Source organism: Alteromonas australica, assembly GCF_000730385.1.
GTDB classification, from domain to species: Bacteria; Pseudomonadota; Gammaproteobacteria; order Enterobacterales; family Alteromonadaceae; genus Alteromonas; species Alteromonas australica.
On sequence record NZ_CP008849.1, the window covers coordinates 3,630,599 to 3,653,654 of the forward strand.

The window sequence follows — 23,056 nt, forward strand, 5'->3', positions numbered from 1 at the left end:
AACCTATCGCAAGCATAAACAAGCAACTTCTGCGTTTCAATGCGCAATTGATGGGAAACGATCGGTTAAGCAATACTAAAAACACTTAAGAATATTATTCACATACAAATAACAATCATTTTTATTTACATTAATGCATTGTGAGCCTATTCTAATTCGGTTTTTCATAAGGCGTTTTAATCAACCCAATAAGGAGTACGCCCATGATAGCCTTGGGAATAGGCTTAATGATGTGCGTTGTTGCCAGTGCCATCTTTTATCTTGGTTGCCCTAATCAGCAATGGCTTCCCTCACGTTTTTACAAAGCGAAGACGGGTGCCTTACTTAGCGGGCTTTTCGCGCTTGCATCCACATGGATATTTACCTTTGTTTTTTCTGTTCCCGCAGCCATTTACACTGTCATCACCTTGTGCATGCTCTCATTAAGCTTATTACCCTTAATACATCGTTTCGAAAAGCCCCAAACGGCGCTCAAAGGCGCGGGCTCCTCACTAAAACGAAGTGACAGTTACCTGGTGCACATGCCACATTGGTGGCTAAAAAGCATTGGCGCTGTCGTGGTCGGTTTACCTCTAGGCCTATTCACCAGTGGGCTGGTGAGCTTTGCTTTCCTTGGTAACACGCCCTTAGACGTAAAGTCACAATTTATGATGTGGTGGATAACGCCAATTTGGCTGTTACTCATCGCCCTTATTTATTTTACCCACCGGCCACGACGTACCTTATTCGTACTTTCCATTGTGGTGGTTATTGAATATGGCTTACTGCAGGTTATCCGCTAACTTATGAAATTAGAAAACTACAAAAATTACCAAAACATCCATATTTGGACTGGGATTTTATCTGGCTTACTGCTTTATATTTGCTTTGTTGCTGGTGCCTTTACCATGTTCAAAGCGCCGTTGAATACGTGGGCACTTCATCAAGAGCACACGCTTCCCCCGATTGCTGAAACGCAATACGACACCCTAATAAAAAAGGTACTGCAAGCGCATCCGGAAGCCTCAGCGCAATTGTCGGTTTACTTGCCCAATGCCATGCCAAAGCACGCACCGGTGCAATGGGTTATTGAAGATGAAGACACCCACCAGCATACCTATTGGCAAGCATCGTTAGATAACGACGGGGCACTCATCAGTCGTAGTACCTCGCTAAGCGAAATAGGCGACTTTCTTGACCACTTACACCGAACCGCAGGTATTCCGGGCGGCGATGAGCATGACGCTGTAGGAATCTATGTCATGGGTATTGTTTGCGTATTGTATTTTGTCGCCATTGTGTCAGGCTTGGTCATTTTTCTCCCTACCTGGGTTAAAGATTTGTTTGCATTACGTAAGAATAAAAAAGGCAAACGCTTCTGGGTAGACTTCCACAATATATTGGGCATTTCTGCCTTGCCCTTTCATATTATCATTGCCGTTACCACCTTTGTTTTCGCTTATCACGATATATTGTATGGGGGCCTGCAAACTGCGGTGTATCAAGACAAGCCCATGTTTAACCGACCGGCGCCTATCGAGGCAGACAGAGGCATTGAGAATTTGCTCTCAATATCTGTGCTAGAAGATAAGATCACCGCCACAGAGCCTGATTTTAAGTTAACCGAACTTAACTTTTCCGGGTTAGGCACCCCACGCGCACGGTTGATTATGGGTGGAGAGCTTGTAGGAGAAATTATACGGGGACCCTATTATGCCTACTGGGTGACCGACCCCTACACTGCCTCAGCGGGATACACTGCTATGCTTCCTTCAGTTTCAGGCATACCTGGCAAAGTGGTAAACAGTTTCTTTACGCTGCATTTTGGCGGTTTTGGTGGAAGCTTTATTCATTGGATTTATTTTGCGATGGGACTAAGCGGATGCTTATTGTTTTTAAGTGGAAACATTATTTGGATAGAGTCTCGCCGTAAGAAAATGTCCACGAGTCAGGCAGTCAAACAGCCTGCCTCTGTACGCATTTTAGCGCGATTGACCGTAGGCGTGTGCGCGGGTACATTTATCGGCATTGGCCTGTCGGTTATAGCCGCCAAACAAGCCTCCTACTCCCAAAATGACATTCAGTTTTATCAGCATCTAGCCTACTACGTAGGGTTTATCTTTGCGGTGGTTTACAGTTTTTGCGTCACGCCTATTCGTGCCGCCATCCATAGCTTATACCTCTTGGTTTTACTTGCACTTGGCTGCATTGCCATAAGCTGCGTGTATTGGCAAACCAGCCTTTCCCATACCATAGACGCAGGGGTAAGCATCGTTGCCACGTGTTTAGCAGTGTTGTTTGCAATTTGTGCACGCCGGTTAGTGAAAAAACAGCCACACATTCCCTATGATGGTGTATGGCAGTAACTTTCTCTACCGGTAAAGCCTAGTTTACGTTGCGAGGGCTTGCCGGCCGGTATGGCGCATCAATACCGGCATAGGCTGGCCCGAATACCGACAAACCACGTGGCGTAGTGAATTCTGTAGGCGCTGGTAAAATAATCACCGCCACCGATTGCCCCTTATGATAATGAGGGTTAGTAACAGGTAGCCCAGTTTCAGTATCGATAACACAAATTAAGTCCGGAATGGTAACGTCTAGTTCACCGTCGAAATAGGCCACAAGGTTTTCATTTTTGACCGCAAGGGTATAACAGTGGTGGGCAAACTTGCCTGTGCCTGATATTTTCACGTCCCCCACCGTAAAGCCAGCTTGCGTATCAAAAGAAAAATGCTCGATATCGCCACGGAAACTCACAAAACCGTTCCCCATTAGCGCTATGCTTGAGGCTACATCCCGTCCCTTTTGTTGCGCTTGTCTTGCGGTAACACCTAGTTTCCATGCTTTGCTCAAGGTGCCCTCAATGACGGCGTGCTTGATATCTTTTACCTTCATGGCATGGTCGATACAAGCAATATCGTTCGCACTTTCCTGACATAAGGCTCGCATAAGTTGCTCGGCACGTAAGTCATCTTTTACATGTTCAACAATGAAGACTTCATCGAAGGTGTTTGCAGCCACAATAGGCGCTGCAGGTAGGTTGTTGAGATAGTATGTAGAATGGGTGATTTCAGGCACTGCACGCCCCGCGGGATCAGCATCAATCACCACGCCGCCATTTAGCGCGGCAGTATAAAAAGCGACAGCCGTATTCGAACCGCCCATTTCACAGCAAAGGGTGCCATAAAATGTGGTGTTTAAATGCTGTTCTAAACGAGAATAAGCCGCACAAATAGCAGGCGCTTCACTTTGCGGCAATCGTTGGTACTTTGGATGTCGCTTTTCGCTTAAATCTAACGCACCCAGTAAATACGGGGTACATACCATGGCGTCGTCAGGGGCCTCCTGCAAACTGACTAGTGTAACCGGCAAGCCTTTATGATAAACGTCTTCTAACAACGCGAGACCTTCGCTCATTTCTCCGCCCCCGCCTGTGCCTAAAATGGTACAACCAAGCAATAAATCCTGCATATCGGCCAATGACAGCTGTTTCATATTGACTCCTTAGGAACAAACAAGCGGGTGTGAACTTTCGCTAACACGAGATAACTTAAAAAAGACACCACTAAGGCATCGATGGCATGAATGGGGGTAATGGTAAATGTGATATAGCCACTGTATATGCTAAATGCCACGCCCAGCCCCCAGGCAAGCAAGGCAACAACATTGAACGAAGGAATGGGTTCTTCTTGGCAATACAAGGCAGACCGCCTAAGTATAAAAAAGTCAGCACAATATATGGCCGCTACAGGGGTAAAAAGAATAGATAGGGAGAACAAAAAGTCGGAGAAGTTATCCAGCAGGTTCAGGGATGATGCCACAACACCTAATATCCCCAACCCTATTATTAGCACATGCTGCTTGGTGGAATTCCCCACCGCGGCGGTGCCTAAAGCCGCACTGTATAGGTTAAGCACATTGGTTAGCCAGCTGGAGCAAAGCAATAAAAGCAACGCGGCTAACCCCAGACCCACCTTTACCATAAGAGTTAATATATCTGCGGTTAAGAACACATTAGCAGCCAAGGATGCAGCGATGTACACAAAGCTACTTAACACAAAAAACGGAAGGAAAGATGCAATAACCGCATCATGCTTTTTACGACAAAAACGCGTTAAGTCAGGCATGAGAACAATAGACACAATGAAACTACCCACCACCGCCGAAACCGCGGTACCGAAGCTCATTGAAGGCACCGGCGCGGTTAAATGCTCCATGGCAATAACGCTTTTAGCGAGTAAGAGCGCTGTCACTATTGCCATTACGGGAACCAGATATGCCGCTAGGCGTTCTATACGGTGGAAGCCATATAGGGTCGTCATAACGATGACAACGCTTCCGCCCCATTCAATAGCGGTATTGTTGAGCGTTATATTCATGTAATCCGTTAAAAGCGCATTGGTGGCGTATGCGAAGAGGTCGAGATTGACGCCATACCAACCCAGTAGCGACAACACGAAACAAAAGGACACTATTTTTGCGCCCCATATACCGAAGACGAATTTCAGCGTTAGGTACGAGGTAAATCGATTGCTACGCCCAACGATGGCAGTACAGCTGCCTAGTAGGGCTAATATGAGCCCGCCCACTAAAAAGGCAGCGACGCTCTTGTAAAAACCTAGCGCTTGGCCTATCTCAATGCCGGTTATTAACCCCGGAACGGCGAAGGCCAGTGACCCGTTCACCATCCCTACCGCCCAACCATGGGTTTGTTCGCTGTCAGGCACGGGCTCCAATGCGTAATCGTTTTTATGCTGCATAGATTCTTTTGTCACCCTTTTGCTTCCTTTTGCCCAATGAATACCGCATTGCTGTAAGCTTCATCTTAGTGTGCAGCATTCATGCAAAATAATATTTTGTTCTTTTGCTTAATAAGCGAATCAAATTACTGCATTTTCATTGCTTTCCACCTCAATTCATTCCATCACTGCCATGGCAGGTCAATCTAAATGGGGCGCACCTGCCATTATCTTTGGTATGCTATGAAAAATATAATTTCTTAACGACATCACCATGAAGAAGATTATTCGCCTTGATAGCTACAATAAGAAGATATTGGCCATTTTGCATTTGCAAGCCGACTTAACGAACGTGGAACTCGCGGGGCGCGTAAATTTGTCTCCTAGTGCTTGTTTTCAACGAGTAAAAGCATTGAAAGAGGCAGGATACTTTCGCACGTTTCATGCCGACGTAAACTTAGAGGCCATGTGCGAACACATATTTGCCTATGTAGATTTTACCCTGCACGACAACAGCGCGGTCAGCAAGCGGCAATTTTTAGCAGCCATTAATGCGATTCCACAATTTATGGACTGCATGCAAGTTACCGGTAACGTAGACTACGTATCATTCAGTTGCTTTGCTGATATAGCTGCGCTAAACAAAGCGTGCGACTCACTGAGTGAGCAAGGTGCGCTAGGGATAAAGCGTATTGAAACCCGAATTATCCTTGCCCGAGAGAAGTTCTTCTTAGGTTATCCCTTAGCCCACTTAAAGTGGCTAGAGCAGGCTGAGATAGATAGCTAACCAACAAAATTATTTGGATTTTACAGGTTTACTTAACAGTGTATGAATTTACTTGACTATGAGATATTGAGATGTATATATTTAAATTGCATCTGGACGCGACAACATTTAAAAAGGAAAATTTTATGAATGTATCCCCCCCCTCAATTCAAAATTAGCTAAGAAGCTTATTATAGGAAGCTTAATGGCCTCCGCATCATTTTTTACTTTTGCTGCATGTTATGAGACCAACCAATGCGACTCGCAAGGGCGTTGTGTAAAAGTCATCATTTGTATTTCTGACCCTCAGCCCCCGCCATTTGATTATTAAAACTCACGAAAGTGTTAATCTCTTTCAATATTAAGCAGTGATTGAAAGCGTTTTATGAGAGGTGCGTACAGATGCAAAATATCATAGAAACCAAGTCTGATTATTTCCGAACCAAAAGAAGTAGAATATTTTGGATAACGCTTCTACTTTCCTTGCTCACCCTCACCGTAATAGGTTTCACCTTCATTAACAATAACATGGTTCCTGACACCCAATTAACAGTGTCGGTAGCTGAGCAACCCGCTCAAGCAAGAGGTAATGGAAAAGTATTTGCGCCAGAACGCTATGTACTTTCATCCACAGAAAGTGGGTTTATCGAGCAGGTATATGTTAGCCAAGGTTACAGAGTGCAAGTTGGTGAACCTTTGATAAAAATTGCCAACCCTGAACTCTTTAGAGAGTTTAAAGAAGTGCAGTTTGAAGCCGATGACATTTTTGCGTCAGTCGCTTATGAGCAAAGTCAGCTAGCACTAGAGTTAGACGCGATAGCTTCCGACTTGGCCAAAGCGCGCTCTGAGTTAAAAGGTCAACGCCTAGAGGTAGATGCGAACCAAAAGCTAAGAGAATACGGCATTATATCCGCGGTCAAGTTCGAGCAACTGAAGTTAAAAGTAGAACGAGCAGAAATGGACGTTTCAAATTTATTGCAGCGCTACAATGCCTACAAGAAGGGGTACGCAAGCCAAAACGCAGCATTGCAAGCTAAACGAAAAGCAGCCGAAGAAAAAGTTGCTTATTTTAAATCCCGTATTGATGCGCTCACCATTACGTCTCCCATTGATGGTGTCGTAAAAGAACTTGAATTGGCACAAGGTGAAGCCATTTCGGTGGGAAACAGAGTACTTGAAATCGTTAATGACAAAGCACTTGCAGCTGACATTGCTATTCCACAATACTTGGGGTTTAAAATAGATCTTAATGCCGTGGCAACCATAAAGTCACCTAACGGTGAAGTGGAAGGCACGGTAGACTTTGTTGACCCTATCGTTAGGGATGGCGCTGTCATGGTCAGGGTAAAGTTGCCACAAGATCTACCCTCGTGGATGAGCATGGGGCAATCTATTGAAGCCGCTATCACGACCTCATCTATCACGCATATTGCTTTTGTCAACAAACCAAAAGAATACTCCCATTCGGAACAATGGAGAGTGTATCGACTGGTTAATGGCGAAAGAGTCAGCACAGACATTACCATTATAAGTGCAGACCAAGACAACCTCTTTCTCACGCCAGGTTTAAACCACGGGGAGCAGATAGTACTTGTGCCCAATACGACATCGTCGACTTTCTTTGATTAAACGAGGGGATAATGAGCGAAATAATACGCTTTGAGGAAGTGAATTACTGCTACCAGAACACCACGCAATTAGCATTGAATAACGTGTCTTTCTCTTTGATGGAGGGCGACTATACGGCAATTGTAGGCACTTCAGGTTCTGGGAAAAGTACACTGATGTCGATTATCGGCCTGATTAACTCGCCTTCAAGTGGGCACTACTATCTATTTGATACCAACGTGGCGCAGATTACTGAGCGGTCAAAAGCGAAACTCAAAAACCAAGAAATTGGCCTCATTTTCCAAAACTTTAATTTATTGGGACATTTAAGTGTTTTCCATAATGTGTGCTTGCCACTAACCTACGATGCAAACACACCACGAAAATTGTACAGAGAAAAGGCACTTAACGCCCTACGTCAGGTAGATATGGAAGATTACATCGACCGTTATCCTAACCAGCTATCTGGCGGACAACAGCAACGCATTGCCATTGCCAGAGCTATTGTTAATGAGCCCTCTTTGCTACTCGCCGACGAGCCGACGGGAAATTTAGACAGTCATAATGCACAAGTGGTGTTTTCTATTCTTGAAAAACTAAATGCAGAAGGGCGAACCATCTGTTTGATAACCCATGATGAAAATTTTGCCTTAAAAGCAAAGCGCCAACTTGTTATACGAGATGGCATGTTAGTGACACAAAAGCAGGACGCTTCGCATGTTCTTCCGCACAGTTAAGTTAAATTTAGATTTAACGCTGAATTGGTGGCTGCAAAATAAGCGCAGCGTCTCTTTTTGGTTGTCGTTAATACTCCTTGCGCTTCCTCTCACGTTTTTCATCCAAGCATCTATCATTAAACAAGCTTACCAAACCCCTACTTATTTAGGTGTAGATGAGCTAAACGGCGTGCAACAAGTGCGTTATTTGTATGAGCAAACCGACACGCCGCTCCCTTACTATCTTGCTGAAGAAAAGGTACCCGGATATCGCTACAACGTTATGTACGAGAAAAGTCAGTGGTTAAAAGTTAATTTACCTGCCCCCACAGACGTACAAGCGAGTTTTGTATCGGGAAGCTATCTTGAGTTGGGCATAAAGCCGTTAAAAGGCCACCTGACTAACCTAGAGTACCCTTCACCGGACAGTAACTTACATGTCGCCATAAGCTATCGTTTTTGGCGTGACCAAATGCAGCAAAAGCCTGTCATTGGCCGCACACTTACCATTAATGAACACACAGCGACCATCGATGCCATTATGCCTGAAAACTTCTTAGGCTTTAGGCAGCAAGATAGGGCAGACATTATTGTACCTTTTGCGTTTTTACCCAAGTTAACCAGTTCAAACTTAAGCAGCCTTAGCCCCGACGTCATGTCTTATTTAGTCAGTAACACCAGCTTTTCTGATGATGACATGACACAGTTTAGCCAATATTTTAGCGAAAGCTTGCTCATGTTCGATGGGGAAAAGCTTAAACTTTCTGACGCATTCGGAGTCAGTTTTTCCGCCTACAAAAAAATTCAAGCTCGCTTATTTCGGCTCATCCAACTGTTCTCAATTTTATTTGTATTTAGCTTCATCGCTTTTTTAAGCTATGTTCTAAATAACAATGAAGCTAGGCAAAACGAAGTTACTTTACGCCAGCATTTAGGTGCCAGAAACGCCCACATAAAATGGCAATTTGCATTGGAAACCAGCCTTTCCTTTGCACTCTTACTTTTGTTCGTTCTTCTTTTGTTGCCTGCAACTGGAAAGCTGGTTACCTTTGTCATCCCCGAGACAGTTGCATTTAATCACCTTAGTTGGAGCCTTGTATTAAAAATATGCGCAGCTGTATTTGTTTTGTTAACCGCGCTATCAATATTACTTTTTGCCGTTCAAGCTACGTTCCTTGGCAACACACTGGGGAGAGGGGCAACAGCCTCCGTGGCGCAAAAATTTCAAACCTTTGTTATCCTTAGTATTATGGTAGGCCTCAGTGCGCTTAGCCTGGCCAAAGCCGTTGAGGTACTGCAAAAGCAATATGCGTACTTCCATATTGAGCGCGGTTACAACCCTGAAGGCTTGTATATTGTGCACTTTGATCGCCCAAGATTTGGCGACACTTTTTACACTAACAATCTGCCACAGCTCTTTTTAAATGGCCTTGACCAACAACCAGAAATTTCAGGCTCTGCGCTAACCAATATGCCATTTATGTTAGGCAATACGTCTTACACAAATTTGTATACACCTTCAATGCAGCCATTAGGAGGCGGCAACAACCCTCAAGTACTTTCTGCATCAGTATCACCTGATTTTTTCAACCTTGCTGATATTCAATTAATCAAAGGTAGCCAACTACACTGGGGAAGCTTCAAGGATGTTGTAATAAACGAACAGCTCTACCAAAGTATTTTCAACGGCAAGGACCTAGCAGGCCTTCATTTGGTAGGGTTTACCACCGAGGGAGAGAAGTTTACATTAAATGTGGTTGGTGTGGTCGCCAACGTCCACTTTCAAAGCAAAGATAACAAGGTCCCGCCCTTGGTCTATAGAATCACGCCCACGCTAACGGGGTTTGAGAGCTTGCTGATAAGAAGTGATGCAAGTGCAAGTAACATTTTAAATGCTGTTGAAAACGGCCTACAGCAGATAGACACATCACTTTCCAACCCCAAACTCCTGCGTATTTCAGACTTAATCGATAAACAAGAAGCCCCACAGTTAGCCCTCATTAGTCTATCTTTGTTAGTCACCGTCGTGTTGTTGGTGACGACGACCGTTTTCTCTATTAATAGCATTCAATTGATATTGAAAAAATCACGTCGAGAGATTGCGTTACGGCTAAACCTTGGCGCATTGCCCCACCACGTGGCTTCATCAAACACTCTCACTTATATGGCTGTCAGTACCCCCATTGTAGCGATAATGATCGCTATCACTCTGCTACGCTGGCCAGACTTATACGCCAATATGGCGCAGGCGGTTTTCGTATGTTTGTGCTTTATCAGTGTTTCTCTCTTTGCTGTATTAGCCCTGCTATTAAAAGGCACTCACTCAATTAAGCGTAACGCTTGGCTATCATTAACTTAGGACTATCAACATGAAATTTTATTTTTACTTTATACTTATAGTCACCGGTATTCATTCCACGTTTTCCTACGCTGAGGAGTTTGTCACCCGTTTTCCTGGTGAAGAAATGAACGCCTCTGGGCTAGGTAACTTTTCACCCGTTCACTATGTGTTTAATGACGCAGGCGAATTAATATTTAAAGAAAAGGGACTGGCAAAAAATATTGTGAAGTACCTTGAAAAGCGACCGCCGATAGAAGACTCAAAAGAAGAAAAAGAAATGCTTACCCCCTTTATGCCAGAGGGGTATCAATACACAAGTGCTGAATACACCATTGTTTTGGTTCGCTTTGGTAATTACGATGCATGCGCGCCTTGTCGGCAACACGAACAACGTATTAAGAAAATTCATGACACTCTTATCGACAAACAGATAAATTTTGTACAAGTTGTGTTCGAATCGAAAAAGGGTTCAACTATTATGGTTTCAGACAGTGAATTTAATGGCCTTATGGAGGACGGTAACGAATAATATGCTAAAGTTGCGGTAACAATTTACTGTGGACAATGTCTATGTCAGAACAGCAACCAAACAACCCATTACACGGGCTTACCTTAGAAAAAATAGTGACTCAATTACACGACTATTACGGGTGGGAAGGCTTGTACTATAGAATAAAAATAAACTGTTTTAATAACGACCCTTCTATCAAATCATCGCTGAAGTTTCTTCGCAAAACCCAATGGGCAAGAGACAAAGTAGAGCAGCTTTATATACAGACGTTCAGTAATAATGCTTCTAATGTTGACTCCTAGTTACAACCATTTAAATATAAATAATGAAACCAGTGGCCACAGAAAAACAAAGCTTGTTTGCGCCACTTTTGACGTTAGACAAATAAACCAATTACGAGTACGAGAAAAAGCCCAATAAACCCTATTAGGGTTGCCATACACGTCCAAGACACAAACGTGTCTTTCACGGAAATATCAAAATAACGGTTTACGATCCAAAACCCCGTATCGTTCACGTGAGACATGGCCGTAGCCCCCGCCGCAATCGCAATGGTCATTAGGGCGAGTACTGAGGGTGAAAACGCCAACTCCTGCACGACAGGACCCATTAAACCTGCCGCCGTTAACATGGCCACCGTAGCCGAGCCTTGAATAATTCTTACCGAAATTGCGATGAGAAACCCCGCAGCCAAGGGTGGAAGCGGCGACAATGCGACAACATCGGCAAAGGCCTGTCCCGCTCCAGAGTCGATGAGCACTTGTTTAAACATGCCACCCGCGCCTGTTACCAGAATGACTAAGGCAACCGGCTCTAATCCTCTAGAAGCAATGTTTCTAATTTGTTCCCTTGATAGGCCTTGTTTCTTCCCTAGCACTTTAAAGCAGGCAATGGTTGCAATAGTAAGCGCAATGAAGGGATGACCAATAAATAGCAACGCCTCTTTCAAGACACCTTCGGAAAGCGTGAACTTTGCCAACGTACCCACCAGAATAGCCACGAGCGGAAATGTCAGTAGCGCCGCAACTGAACGAAAGCTGGGGAGCGCTTGTGGCTTTTTATGTGAAGCTTCAATGATATGGCTTGGAACCGGTACGTGCAGGCGTTTTGCTAAAAATGTCGCGTAAATTGGGCCGGCTAAACAGGCACAAGGAACACCAACGACAAAGCCGAACAAAATGACTAAGCCAATATCCGCCCCTAAAATTGACGCCACCGCGACAGGCCCAGGTGTTGGAGGAATAAAGGCGTGAGTAACAGCGAGTCCAGCGGTGAGTGGGATGCCATAATAAATAAGCGACTTTCCTGATTTCTTTGCTAACGAGTAAATAAGAGGCATTAATATGATAAGCCCCACTTCAAAGAAAACGGGTATAGCAACAAGAAACCCCGTTAGCACAACCGCCCACTGGCTATTCTTATCACCAAATTTATTGTTGATAGTTTGCGAAAGCCTATCAATGCCGCCGGATTCTTCTAAGAACTGCCCGAACATAGCGCCAAGACCAACAATGGTCGCTACAAATCCCAGCGTATTGCCCATACCTGATTGCATTGAAGCCAGCACGTCGGCCCCTCGCATTCCCGTACCAAGGCCGACAAATGCCGCTGCCACGAGGATCGCGATAAAAGCATGCACTTTTCTCACTACAACTAAATAGGTGAGAAGTACAATGCTGCAAATAGCGACAAAAAGAAGGGAGAAGGTATCGGTCATATGTGCTCTCTGGTACCTGTTAGTGACAATGTCATCATGTTGACCCTGCCATAATGTGGGAATTGCTCACTATCTTTAAGAGCTAAGTTGATAAGCCCCGTCGATGTTAAATAGTTATTAACTCAAGAAAACTTTTTAGTAACATTATTATAATCACCCCTTGAACGCAACCGGTTTCCAAACTAATATTCATCAATAAAATGGAGACAAAATGACTCACTCCTGATCTACTCCTGAACTGTAATGTGAGAAATAAATTTATGACCCACCGCCATGTATTTTTCGTTTCGGGAGTTTCAGGGACGGGAAAATCGACACTGAGCCAGCATTTAGCCGAACGTTTTGACATGCCTTTCGAGGAAGGAGATCGTTACCACAGCGAGGCCAACGTAGAAAAAATGTCTTCCGGTATACCACTGCAAGATGCCGACAGATGGGAATGGTTAGTTACGTTGAACATGATTGCCAAGCAACACATTCTCGCCGACCGGAACGTGGTTATAAGCTGTTCAGCGCTTCGCTCAGCCTATCGTGACGTGCTGACTAAAGACATCGCTTCCCACTGCCACTTTATTTATCTTCATGCTTCACAGTCCGTGCTAAGTGAGCGATTAAAACAACGGGAGCATTTTTTTAACGGTGATGCTATGCTCGAGAGTCAGTTTGCAGCCTTAGAGCTTCCTTCTAAAGAAAACGCATTCATTATTGATGTGACGCAGTCGCTCGAGTGTGTATCTAAACAAGCGGAAGACTTTATTCGCCCTTTGGTATCGATGTAAGACCCGCGACATTAACACTCCTGCCCGCGCGGGTTATCGAAACTAGCAGAACGTTAAAAGATTAAAGAATGAATAAGGTAAAAAAGTCACGCACGAAGATATCAGACGTAGCCAATCACCTTGGGGTCCACAAAACTACTGTTTCCCGTGCGCTTAATAACGCCAGTGGCGTCTCAAAATCACTCGCCAATAAGATTAAAAAGGCTGCTCGAGAGCTAAACTATATTCCGAACCGCGCCGCTCAATCGCTCTGCTCCGACAATAATAGAACCATTGCGTTATTGCTTCCGTCTTTTGGCAACAATGTGTTTAACGATGTGATGTTAGGCGTGAAGGCCGTTGCCGATAAATCAAATTATGCACTTATGATTGGTGATTCGACCTATACCGAGCTTGGGGAAGAGCGCACTGTCGAGTCTTATATTCAGCAGAACGTGAGTGGCTTCATTCTTACATCGACGCGTCATACTGCAGAAACGCGAAAAATGCTGTTAGCCACAGGGACACCTGTCGCCGAAATAATGGATATTTCTAGCGAGCCTTTTGATATTAACTATGGGGTTAATAACGCATTAGCAGCACAATCCATGACCCAACATCTCATCGACAAAGGGCGCCGCAATATTGCTTTTTGCTCATTGTTTTTAGATTGGCGAGCAATATTGCGAAAACAGGGGTGGGAATCCGCGCTTAACAGTGCAGGGCTATCTGCCGAGCGATATCTCTCCTCTAGAGCTGATGCCTCATTTCAAGCTGGCGCAGAGCTGCTCGCAGAAACGTTACATAAATGGCCCGATACTGATGCGCTATTTTTTGTGAGTGATGAGCTTGCTGCCGGCGCGGTAATGGAATGCAATAGGCGAGGTATCAAGCCCGGCAAGGATATCGATATCTGCGGTTTCAACAACCTGAGTTTTTCACGTTCAATTTACCCTGCCCTAACAACAGTTTCAGTCCCACGCCGTGAAATGGCGGAAATGGCAACCGAATCATTGATAGCGCTAATTGAAGGCGAAGACGTTGAACAAGCGAGCCAAGTTTTACCCTTTGAGCTTAAAATACGGGAAACCGCTTAGTAGACATCTGGCAGATTCGGCACTTAGAATCGGTGCACTTTAATCTGGTGCCCAAAGACCCAGTGATAGTGCCATTTTAAGTAAATGGCAGGGCAGTAAAGAAGACTCCCCTGCCCATTTATTCAATATTAAAAGCAGCGTTGTTTTTAAGCATCGGTATAGAGTGTAGTTATCCACTTCTCTTCGGTAATAAAATTCCAGCTCCAATCTGCCCATTTTTCCTCAAGGCCTAGGGCTTTGACTTCATCGAGGGTTTTACCTTCCTGTTTTAGCGCTTTAACATAGTTGAAAGTCTCGTCTATCATTGCGAGAAAACGCTTATATTCCGCTTTATAGCTAAGTTTACCGTGGCCAGGGATAATAACGGTGTCATCGTCAATTTTTTTAAGTAATTGCGTTACCGATTCCATGTAGCCTTCTACATTACCGCCGGCACCTTGGTCGATGTAAGGAAACATGCCGTTGAAAAACAAATCACCGGTATGCATTACATTAGGCTGTTCAAACCACACTACGCTATCACCGTCGGTATGCCCAACTTCTAAGTGCATAACGTGAAGGGTTTCGCCATTAAAGTGTATTTTAATGCCGTCTTCATAGGTGATAGCAGGCAAAGCTTCGGGCTTCACTTTTTCATCATTAGCCAAACGAATTCGCACATTCTCGTGCGCTAAAATAGTGGCGCCTTTGTGGCTGTGAAAAAACGCATTGGAGCCAGTATGATCGCCATGATAATGGGTATTGATCACATACTTAGGCGCATTATTTCCCAACTGGCCTAGTTGCGCGGCAATTTTTTCTGCCAGTGGCGCAAACTGATCATCAATAATCAATATACCATCGTCGCCTGCCGATACTCCAATGTTGCCGCCCATTCCCGTTAACATGTGCACCGAGCCTTTAATCGCTGTGGCTTTCACTTCTACATCAGCAAATTGGTCTTGCGCTACTGCTGTGTTAACGGCTGAGAATGCAAATGGGACAATGGCGAACAACGCAGCCATGACCATGTTTTTAGAACGTGGGACAGTGTTCATTATTATTTCCTTGTGTAGGGCTTGTTTGAATCAAGACCAGTTTCACTATGGGTTAATTTCACTATTAGATCATTTTTTCATCATCAGGTATTGCGCCCACATATTCAAAGCGAAGTTGGGCAATACCGTCTTGTTCTACTGTATCAAAGAACATTTCTAGAGGGCGAACCCATAACGCCTTTTCCCCATAACAAGGTCGATACACAACCAGCTTAGTTTCATCTTCTGAATGGGTAGCCACTTCATACACGTCATACAAGCTGCCTTTGTAGTGCTTGTAACGACCGGGGGTTTTAAGTTGTTTGGTATTCATATTATCCCTTGAAAGGAAGCGCTTTAAAAATAACAAGTATACGTGTAACACAGCCTAATTAAACGTCTTCGAAAGGCAAAATAAGCTGCTGGGTGCTTTGGTTGACTGCTAGCCCTATGTGCAAGCCTACCAAACGAATGCCTCGGCCTTTTGCGCGCTCAAAGGCCTCTTCCATTAGGGTATGGAAATAATTTTCATCCAACGCCCCATAACGATGTTCAACCGTGGTTAGCTGGAAGTCATTGAACTTAAGCTTCACGCCCTGCGTGCGAATGCGTACCGGTTTGCCCGTTCGCTTTTTGTGATTATCCATTCGCTCTTGAAGCTTTTCAAACAAGTGGGGCAAGAAGTCGATGCACTGCTCGAAGGTATGTATGTCTTCATTTAACGTGCGCTCCACGCCGATAGACTTGCGCTCACGTGATACCGACAGTTCACGCTCGTCTATGCCGTGAGCACGTTCCCACAACACGCTACCGAATTTTCCAAGCTCTTTTTGAATGCGCTCGAAAGGGTATTGCCTAACGTCATTGCAAGTATTCAACCCCATGCGCTGCAGCTTTTGCATGGTGACTTTGCCCACGCCCGGAATTTTTTTGAGGGGCATTTCTCGTACGTATGTGTCTAGCTTATCTGGCGTGATCACGCAGATGCCGTCGGGTTTGTTTTCGTCACTGGCCACTTTTGCCACAAACTTGCAGGGGGCCACGCCGGCGGAAGCAGTAAGACCTAATTCGTTTTGAATACGCGCGCGTATCTCTTCGGCAATTAACGTAGCACTGCCCCCACAAAACTCACTGTTGGTAACATCTAGGTAAGCTTCGTCTAATGATAAGGGCTCAATAAGGTCAGTATAGTCAGCAAAAATCTTACGTATTTTTTGCGACTCAGCGGCATACACCTCCATGCGCCCTTTCACTAAAGTAAGATTGGGGCACAACTTTAACGCATACGCGGTAGCCATGGCCGAACGTACACCAAATTTGCGGGCGGGATAATTACAGGTAGAGATAACCCCACGACGGTCGGCACTGCCACCAATGGCAATGGGAATATCACGCAAGGCAGGGTTGTCGCGCATTTCAACTGCGGCGTAAAAACAATCCATGTCGACGTGGATAATTTTTCGCATTGTCCGCCTTCATTCTTTAGCTTTAAACGTAAAACTGTACAAAAAGACAGTATATTACTAATAACGTTGAATTACACTATCTCCTTGTGGACTCTAGATAGAATTAAACGCTCACACACATAATTAACGTCTTTATGAAAAGTACAAATAATGCAAATTAAACGCTAATTAGCGCTCAATTAAATTAAGGCATAATTGAGAGTGTAAAACGATTGAGCTATATTGTAAGTAACTTACATACAGAATTTATCAAATGGCTCGAACAATCACATTTCAACCAAGTAAATAAGCACGTTATCGTTTTTAGAAAGTTCAAACATGGTATGAGAATTAGTAGGGTCCTTCATCAATCAATGGACATTATTCGGCAGCTTCAATAAGCCTCAACATTAAAGAACTTATAGATATACTCACCAACAAAAAGCGCTGTCGATGAGTATCAAACAGCGCTTTTAGATCTTAAGCCAACGAAAGGCGAAGCATTACAAAATTTGGTTTTGCTTCCACTCGTTTAGCTTTTTCTGGCGGGCTTCTTCTTTTTCCATACGCGACTTTTTGCGGTCACACGGTTCTGGACAGTCGCAGGCTTTTTCAATCCCTAGCGCACCTAGGCCACCACAACTACCAGAAATAGATTTTCTTTGAACTAGGTAGCCCACAGCCATGGCTAATACCATCACTAAAAAGAAACCAAAGGCAAGAATAAATGTAGACATCGCTACCCCCTAATTATGAACTGTAACCAGTTTATCAAATTCTGGTGATGCATACTCTTCAAATCCGTCTTCGGTACGACGAATTAGGAATACCGCAAGTTGTTCTTGCTCGGCAACCGCAATCGCCTCTTCCCACCCCATCACATTAAATGCGGTAGCCAAACCATCTGACGTCATTGAAGAAGGATGAACAACGGTTACCGACACCAAGTTGTGAGAGATGGGTTTTCCCGTAGTAGGGTCAATTAAATGTGAATAACGTACGCCATCTTCTTCGTAGTAGTTACGATAGTCTCCTGATGTAGCCACCGCATTTTCACCAATAGACACCACTTTTTGCACCGCGCGTTCAGTAGTGACCGGCTTTTCAATAGCAATAAGCCACTCGCTGCCGTCGCCACGTTCTCCTTTCACGCGCATTTCACCACCTATTTCTACCAAGTAATTTTCAATGCCACGTTTTTCCAGTATCTCTGCCACTTCGTCAACGCCAAAACCTTTAGCAATGGTAGACAAATCCACATATAACATGGGGTGGCTCTTCTTAAGACCCGTTGGTGTAGTAGAAAGTTTCTGATAACCCACGTAATCTCTAATTTCGTCGATTTCCCCTTGGCTTGGTACTTTCTCTGGTCGTTTGGTTGGGCCAAAACCCCACACGTTCACCAATGGCCCTACAGTAACATCAAGTACACCGCCACTTAAATTCGCCAAGCGCAGCGCTTCATTAATAACAAATAGGGTGTCCGGTGATACCTCAAAATTATCGGTATAACGATACTGATTAAAACGCGATAATTCCGATGTTGGGTCGTAAGTAGACATCATCTTATTTACTTCAACAAGACGGGCATCAATTTCAGCCTGTAACCCCTCCACAGGCGCTTCATCTACAAGATATTTGACATTGTAGGTGGTTCCCATGGTTTGCCCTTGTAGGTGCACCACAGGCTGACCTTTTTCACTGCAACTTGCTAGGAATAAAATACCTATTGCAAAAAAGGCGAGAAAAATTCTAATTGCAAAACGGATCACGTTATTATCCTTACTTCTCTTTGCACAAAGTTATATGTCTATTATCTAAGCTGGACATTTTACTTCAACAAAAAAGGGGCTTGCGCCCCTTTTAATATGCTTAATAACTGTTTTAGCTTGGTAGATTAACCACCGAAGTCATCTAGCATGATGTTTTCGTCTTCAACACCCAAATCTTTCAGCATGTTGATAACGGCCGCGTTCATCATAGGTGGTCCACACATGTAGAACTCACAGTCTTCTGGTGCAGGGTGATCTTTCAAGTAGTTCTCTAGAAGTACTTGGTGAATGAACCCTGTGTAGCCTTCCCAGTTGTCCTCCGGTTGAGGATCTGACAGGGCTACATGCCACTCAAAGTTATCGTTTTCTGCTGCTAACTCGTCGAAATCTTCTGTATAGAACATTTCACGAAGTGAACGTGCACCGTACCAGAAGCTCATCTTACGGTTAGACTTTAAGCGACGAAGCTGATCGAAAATGTGTGAACGCATTGGGGCCATACCTGCACCACCACCTACGAAGACCATTTCATTTTCAGTTTCTTTCGCGAAGAATTCACCGAATGGACCAGAGATCGTCGCTTTGTCACCTTCTTTCAGGCTCCAAATGTACGATGACATTTTACCAGCAGGTAGGCTTAGGTTATTAGGTGGCGGCGTAGCAATACGCACGTTCAACATAATAATGCCTTCTTCTTCTGGGTAGTTTGCCATTGAGTAAGCACGAATGGTTTCTTCGTCTACTTTAGACTCGATGTCGAAGAAGCCGAAACGCTCCCAATCGCCACGATACTCTTCTGGAATTTCGAAGTCTTTGTACTTAACGTGGTGCGCTGGCGCTTCAATTTGAATGTAACCACCGGCACGGAAAGGTACGCTTTCACCGTTAGGAATTTTAAGCTTAAGCTCTTTGATGAAAGTCGCTTTGTTATCGTTAGAGATAACTTCACAATCCCATTTCTTAACACCAAATACCGACTCTTCAAGTTCGATTTCCATGTCTTGCTTAATCGCAACCTGACATGAAAGACGGCAACCTTCGCGCGCTTCACCTTTCGTGATGTGGTCGAGTTCAGTAGGTAGAATTTCACCACCACCTGAGTGTACGTCGACACGACACTGGCCACATGAGCCACCGCCACCACATGCAGATGATACGAAGTAACCTGCGTCAGCCAGTGCACCAAGAAGCTTACCGCCCGGTGCAGTTTTAATTGCCTTGTCTGGGTCACCGTTAATAGTGATGGTTACATCACCACTTGGTACCAACTTAGACTTGGCAAACATGATGATAAATACTAGCGCCAATACAATGGCAATGAACATGCCGACGCCAAGAAATATTTCTACGTTATTCATTTATATGCTCCCGAGCTCTATTACAGCTGAATACCAGTGAATGACTGGAAGCCGAGCGCCATAAGGCCAGCGATCATGAATACAGAACCCAGACCACGAACGCCATCAGGCATATCAGCATACTTCAGCTTTTCACGTACTGCCGCTAGCAACACAATGGCTAGTGCCCAGCCCATACCACTACCTATGCCGTAAACAATGCTTTCGGTAAAGTTGTATTCACGCTGAACCGCGAATGCTACACCACCAAAAATCGCACAGTTAACGGTAATAAGCGGAAGGAAGATACCTAGTGCGTTATATAACGCAGGGAAGAACTTATCTAAGCTCATCTCTAGGATCTGTACCAATGCCGCGATAACACCGATAAACGTTAGGAAGTTAAGGAAGCTAAGGTCAGCTTCAGGGAAACCTGCCCATGCTAATGCGCCTGGAGCAAGAATGTTGACATAAATAACTTGGTTAACCGGTACAGAAATACCCAATACCACGATAACGGCAACACCAAGACCCATAGCAGTCTTTACTTTCTTAGATACCGCTAGGAAGGTACACATACCCAAGAAAAGTGACAACGCCATGTTCTCAACAAAAATTGAGCGAACAAATAATGATAAATAATGTTCCACGACTTACTCCTTAGGCTCTACTTGTTCTGGACGGATTGTACGGATGAACCACACCATACCGCCAATTAAGAAGAATGAGCTGAAAGGTAGGATTAGCAAACCGTTACCTTGATACCAACCACCGTTTTGAACTAATGGTAGGATTTCGAAACCTAAAATAGTACCGAAACCAAATAGCTCTTTAATTGTACCAATAACAATTAGAATGAAAGAGTAACCCAAGCCGTTACCAATACCATCAAGGAAGCTCATCAAAGGTGGGCTCTTCATGGCGTAGGCTTCTGCACGACCCATTACAATACAGTTGGTAATAATCAGACCAACGAACACCGAAAGCTGCTTCGATATTTCATACGAATACGCTTTTAGAATTTGGTCAACAACAATTACCAAAGACGCAATAATGGTCATCTGGATAATAATTCGCACACTAGAAGGAATCTGGTTACGAATAAGTGAAATAAACAAGTTTGAGAACGCTACAACGCTAGTCAGCGCAAGCGACATTACCAAGGCTGTTTCCAGCTTAGTGGTAATTGCCAGTGCTGAACAAATACCCAATACCTGAAGGGCGATAGGGTTGTTGTCCAGGATTGGCCCAAAGAGGGCCTTTTTCATTTCTTTAGTATCTGCCATGAGACTTCCCTTATGAACGCCATGCTTGGTTCTTCAGGAACTGGCCGAAGCCTTGCTCACCTACCCAATAACGAATGGTGTTTTCAACACCGTTACTGGTTAGGGTAGCACCTGAAAGCGCATCGATAGTGTGAGGATTGCTTGGGTTAGCATTTTTCACTACGCGAATAGCCACTTCGCCATTCTCGTAAAGCTCTTTGCCGTCCCATTTGTCCTGCCAAGCAGGGTTTTGCACTTCACCACCTAATCCTGGCGTTTCTTTTTGCTGATAGTAAATAAGCTCGCGAACCGTTTGGCCGTCTGCGTCTACCGCTAAGAAACCGTACATAAGGTCCCAAAGACCGCTACCGTGTACAGGAAGGATGATACGAGAAACATCTCCTGCATCGTCACGTACTAAGTAAACACTCGCCACATTTGGACGACGTTGGAAGCCTACATTACTGCTGGTTACCTTAGTGCTGTACTCTGTTTCTTTGGCCGCTTTATACATATCGTAATCTGGCTTAGGTGCGTCGACAAACGTACCTTCATCAAGATTAACGTAGCGCTGTTCTACTCGCTCGCTGTACGTGCTTTCGATGACGCTATTGCTCATGCCTACTTCGTATAGGCCTGCTGCATTAAGAATATTGCTCTTTTTATCAAGAGCTGCGTTTGTTTGCTGCAATGAGCGAAGGCCAACAGCCGCGCCAGAAACAACAATTGAACAAACTAAACATACGGCAACAACTACGCCGATAGTTTTGCCTAAAGATTCTTTCTTAGCCGACACGTGCTACCCTCCGCTTGATATTGCTTTGTGCGACAAAATAGTCGAACAGTGGCGCCCACAAGTTAGCAAATAGTATTGCTAGCATCACACCTTCCGGGAAGGCAGGGTTTAGGACGCGGATTAGTACCGTCATGAAACCAATGAAGATACCGTAAGCCCACTTACCTTGGTTGGTGAATGACGCTGACACTGGGTCTGTCGCCATAAAGAACATACCAAAAGCAAGACCACCCACAACAAAGTGCCAATGCGCAGGCATTGCAAACATGGGGTTAGTGTCACTACCAATGAGGTTTAGCAGTGTTGCGAAGAAAGCGACACCAATGGCCACGCCTGCAACAATGCGCCAACTTGCTATACGCATGTACATGATGAACAAGCCACCAAGGATAATAGCAAGGGTAGATACCTCACCTGCTGAGCCCGCGATGGTACCGATAAAGCTGTCCATCCACTGCGTCATATCAGCGTAGTCTAGGTTGCCCCAAGCAGCTTGGCTAAGAGACGTTGCACCCGAGTAACCATCTGCCGCTACCCATACTTGGTCACCCGAAATTTGTGCAGGGTAAGCAAAGTATAAGAACGCACGACCAGACAGTGCTGGGTTAAGGAAGTTACGACCTGTTCCACCGAAGACTTCTTTCGCAATAACCACACCGAAGGTAATACCTAGTGCTACTTGCCATAGAGGAATAGTGGCGGGAAGGGTGAGTGCAAAAAGTACCGATGTTACGAAGAAACCTTCGTTTACTTCATGCTTACGCACAGAAGCGAATAGGACTTCCCAGAAACCACCCACCGCAAACGTGACTGCGTAGATAGGTAACCAGAAACAAGCACCGTAAAAGAATAGGCCTAGCATGCCCGCATTGGTTAAGTCACCGCCTAATGCAGTGAAAAGACCGGCTTGCCATGTGTCAGGTAGTGTACCTGCACCCATGGTAATCGCGTCTTGCGCTTGAAGACCAATGTTGTACATACCAAAGAACATCGCTGGGAATGTTGCCATCCATACCATGATCATGATGCGTTTAAGGTCAATGCTGTCACGCACGTGCGTGTTCGCTTTGTTTACCTTACCTGGCGTATAAAAAATGGTCGCCGCCGCTTCGTAAAGCGCGTACCACTTTTCATGCTTACCACCCGGCTCAAAATCCGGCTCAATTTTTTCTAAATACGCTTTTAAACCCATG

The 23,056-nt window shown here is 44.7% G+C and carries 23 protein-coding genes; 10 read left to right on the plus strand and 13 right to left on the minus strand.

Going from position 1 to position 23,056, the window contains the following annotated elements; genetic code table 11:
• Positions 1 to 203 precede the first annotated feature (203 nt).
• Together EP13_RS15825 and EP13_RS15830 are read left to right on the plus strand one after the other, a co-directional pair.
• Entirely contained in the window at positions 204 to 782 is a 579-nt protein-coding gene (locus tag EP13_RS15825) for a hypothetical protein (RefSeq protein WP_044058125.1), read from the plus strand.
• Between the two features lie 3 nt (positions 783 to 785).
• A complete protein-coding gene (locus EP13_RS15830) occupies positions 786 to 2,345 on the plus strand; it encodes a PepSY-associated TM helix domain-containing protein (RefSeq protein ID WP_044058126.1) in 1,560 nt (519 codons plus the stop codon).
• 19 nt (positions 2,346 to 2,364) lie between these two features.
• On the opposite strand, the gene EP13_RS15835 is transcribed toward EP13_RS15830, so the two are convergent.
• Together EP13_RS15835 and EP13_RS15840 are read right to left on the minus strand one after the other, a co-directional pair.
• Positions 2,365 to 3,474 (minus strand): DUF917 domain-containing protein, encoded by a 1,110-nt coding sequence (locus EP13_RS15835; protein WP_044058127.1) that lies wholly within the window; start codon positions 3,472 to 3,474, stop codon positions 2,365 to 2,367.
• The gene (locus EP13_RS15840; protein ID WP_052364453.1) at positions 3,471 to 4,754 is read right to left on the minus strand and encodes a purine-cytosine permease family protein; all 1,284 of its coding nucleotides are present in this window, start codon (positions 4,752 to 4,754) and stop codon (positions 3,471 to 3,473) included. The genes EP13_RS15835 and EP13_RS15840 overlap by 4 nt, the downstream gene beginning before the upstream one ends.
• Positions 4,755 to 4,992: 238 nt before the next feature.
• On the opposite strand from EP13_RS15840, the gene EP13_RS15845 reads away from it, so the two are divergent.
• From EP13_RS15845 to EP13_RS15870, 6 genes are all read left to right on the plus strand, one after another.
• Complete coding sequence (locus EP13_RS15845) at positions 4,993 to 5,505, plus strand: Lrp/AsnC family transcriptional regulator (protein ID WP_044058128.1); 513 nt, start codon at positions 4,993 to 4,995, stop codon at positions 5,503 to 5,505.
• A 381-nt stretch (positions 5,506 to 5,886) separates the two neighbouring features.
• On the plus strand, positions 5,887 to 7,113 hold the full coding sequence (locus EP13_RS15850; RefSeq protein WP_044058129.1) for an HlyD family secretion protein: 1,227 nt from the start codon (positions 5,887 to 5,889) through the stop codon (positions 7,111 to 7,113).
• 11 nt (positions 7,114 to 7,124) lie between these two features.
• Entirely contained in the window at positions 7,125 to 7,829 is a 705-nt protein-coding gene (locus EP13_RS15855) for an ABC transporter ATP-binding protein (RefSeq protein WP_044058130.1), read from the plus strand.
• Complete coding sequence (locus EP13_RS15860) at positions 7,810 to 10,167, plus strand: ADOP family protein (protein WP_044058131.1); 2,358 nt, start codon at positions 7,810 to 7,812, stop codon at positions 10,165 to 10,167. Before EP13_RS15855 ends, EP13_RS15860 begins: the two co-directional genes overlap by 20 nt.
• A gap of 10 nt (positions 10,168 to 10,177) precedes the next feature.
• Complete coding sequence (locus tag EP13_RS15865; RefSeq protein ID WP_044058132.1) at positions 10,178 to 10,678, plus strand: hypothetical protein; 501 nt, start codon at positions 10,178 to 10,180, stop codon at positions 10,676 to 10,678.
• 41 nt (positions 10,679 to 10,719) lie between these two features.
• On the plus strand, positions 10,720 to 10,962 hold the full coding sequence (locus EP13_RS15870; RefSeq protein WP_044059074.1) for a VF530 family protein: 243 nt from the start codon (positions 10,720 to 10,722) through the stop codon (positions 10,960 to 10,962).
• A gap of 74 nt (positions 10,963 to 11,036) precedes the next feature.
• Here EP13_RS15870 and EP13_RS15875 read toward each other — a convergent pair whose 3' ends face one another.
• Positions 11,037 to 12,377 carry a GntP family permease gene (locus EP13_RS15875; RefSeq protein WP_044058133.1) on the minus strand — a complete coding sequence of 447 codons (1,341 nt, stop codon included), beginning with the start codon at positions 12,375 to 12,377 and terminating at the stop codon, positions 11,037 to 11,039.
• Between the two features lie 260 nt (positions 12,378 to 12,637).
• Between EP13_RS15875 and EP13_RS15880 the strand changes: the two genes are divergently transcribed.
• Together EP13_RS15880 and EP13_RS15885 are read left to right on the plus strand one after the other, a co-directional pair.
• On the plus strand, positions 12,638 to 13,156 hold the full coding sequence (locus EP13_RS15880; protein ID WP_044058134.1) for a gluconokinase: 519 nt from the start codon (positions 12,638 to 12,640) through the stop codon (positions 13,154 to 13,156).
• A gap of 68 nt (positions 13,157 to 13,224) precedes the next feature.
• Complete coding sequence (locus tag EP13_RS15885; RefSeq protein ID WP_044058135.1) at positions 13,225 to 14,232, plus strand: LacI family DNA-binding transcriptional regulator; 1,008 nt, start codon at positions 13,225 to 13,227, stop codon at positions 14,230 to 14,232.
• Positions 14,233 to 14,378: 146 nt separating this feature from the next.
• On the opposite strand, the gene EP13_RS15890 is transcribed toward EP13_RS15885, so the two are convergent.
• The 10 genes from EP13_RS15890 to EP13_RS15935 form a co-directional block, all read right to left on the minus strand.
• Positions 14,379 to 15,269, minus strand: coding sequence for an MBL fold metallo-hydrolase (locus tag EP13_RS15890; RefSeq protein WP_044058136.1), 891 nt, complete (start codon positions 15,267 to 15,269; stop codon positions 14,379 to 14,381).
• A 64-nt stretch (positions 15,270 to 15,333) separates the two neighbouring features.
• Positions 15,334 to 15,582, minus strand: a complete 249-nt coding sequence (locus EP13_RS15895; protein WP_044058137.1) for a DUF1653 domain-containing protein — start codon at positions 15,580 to 15,582, stop codon at positions 15,334 to 15,336.
• Between the two features lie 58 nt (positions 15,583 to 15,640).
• Positions 15,641 to 16,714 carry a DNA polymerase IV gene (dinB, locus tag EP13_RS15900; RefSeq protein ID WP_044058138.1) on the minus strand — a complete coding sequence of 358 codons (1,074 nt, stop codon included), beginning with the start codon at positions 16,712 to 16,714 and terminating at the stop codon, positions 15,641 to 15,643.
• Between the two features lie 482 nt (positions 16,715 to 17,196).
• Positions 17,197 to 17,430: a (Na+)-NQR maturation NqrM gene (nqrM, locus tag EP13_RS15905; RefSeq protein ID WP_044058139.1), complete on the minus strand. Its 234-nt coding sequence runs from the start codon at positions 17,428 to 17,430 to the stop codon at positions 17,197 to 17,199.
• Positions 17,431 to 17,439: 9 nt separating this feature from the next.
• Entirely contained in the window at positions 17,440 to 18,465 is a 1,026-nt protein-coding gene (locus EP13_RS15910; protein ID WP_044058140.1) for an FAD:protein FMN transferase, read from the minus strand.
• A gap of 125 nt (positions 18,466 to 18,590) precedes the next feature.
• A complete protein-coding gene (nqrF, locus tag EP13_RS15915) occupies positions 18,591 to 19,823 on the minus strand; it encodes an NADH:ubiquinone reductase (Na(+)-transporting) subunit F (RefSeq protein ID WP_044058141.1) in 1,233 nt (410 codons plus the stop codon).
• 20 nt (positions 19,824 to 19,843) lie between these two features.
• On the minus strand, positions 19,844 to 20,452 hold the full coding sequence (nqrE, locus tag EP13_RS15920; RefSeq protein WP_044058142.1) for an NADH:ubiquinone reductase (Na(+)-transporting) subunit E: 609 nt from the start codon (positions 20,450 to 20,452) through the stop codon (positions 19,844 to 19,846).
• A 3-nt stretch (positions 20,453 to 20,455) separates the two neighbouring features.
• On the minus strand, positions 20,456 to 21,088 hold the full coding sequence (locus EP13_RS15925; RefSeq protein ID WP_044058143.1) for an NADH:ubiquinone reductase (Na(+)-transporting) subunit D: 633 nt from the start codon (positions 21,086 to 21,088) through the stop codon (positions 20,456 to 20,458).
• A 10-nt stretch (positions 21,089 to 21,098) separates the two neighbouring features.
• Positions 21,099 to 21,863: a Na(+)-translocating NADH-quinone reductase subunit C gene (locus EP13_RS15930; RefSeq protein ID WP_044058144.1), complete on the minus strand. Its 765-nt coding sequence runs from the start codon at positions 21,861 to 21,863 to the stop codon at positions 21,099 to 21,101.
• Positions 21,853 to 23,055, minus strand: a complete 1,203-nt coding sequence (locus EP13_RS15935; protein ID WP_044058145.1) for an NADH:ubiquinone reductase (Na(+)-transporting) subunit B — start codon at positions 23,053 to 23,055, stop codon at positions 21,853 to 21,855. Before EP13_RS15935 ends, EP13_RS15930 begins: the two co-directional genes overlap by 11 nt.
• Between the last annotated feature and the right edge of the window lies 1 nt (position 23,056).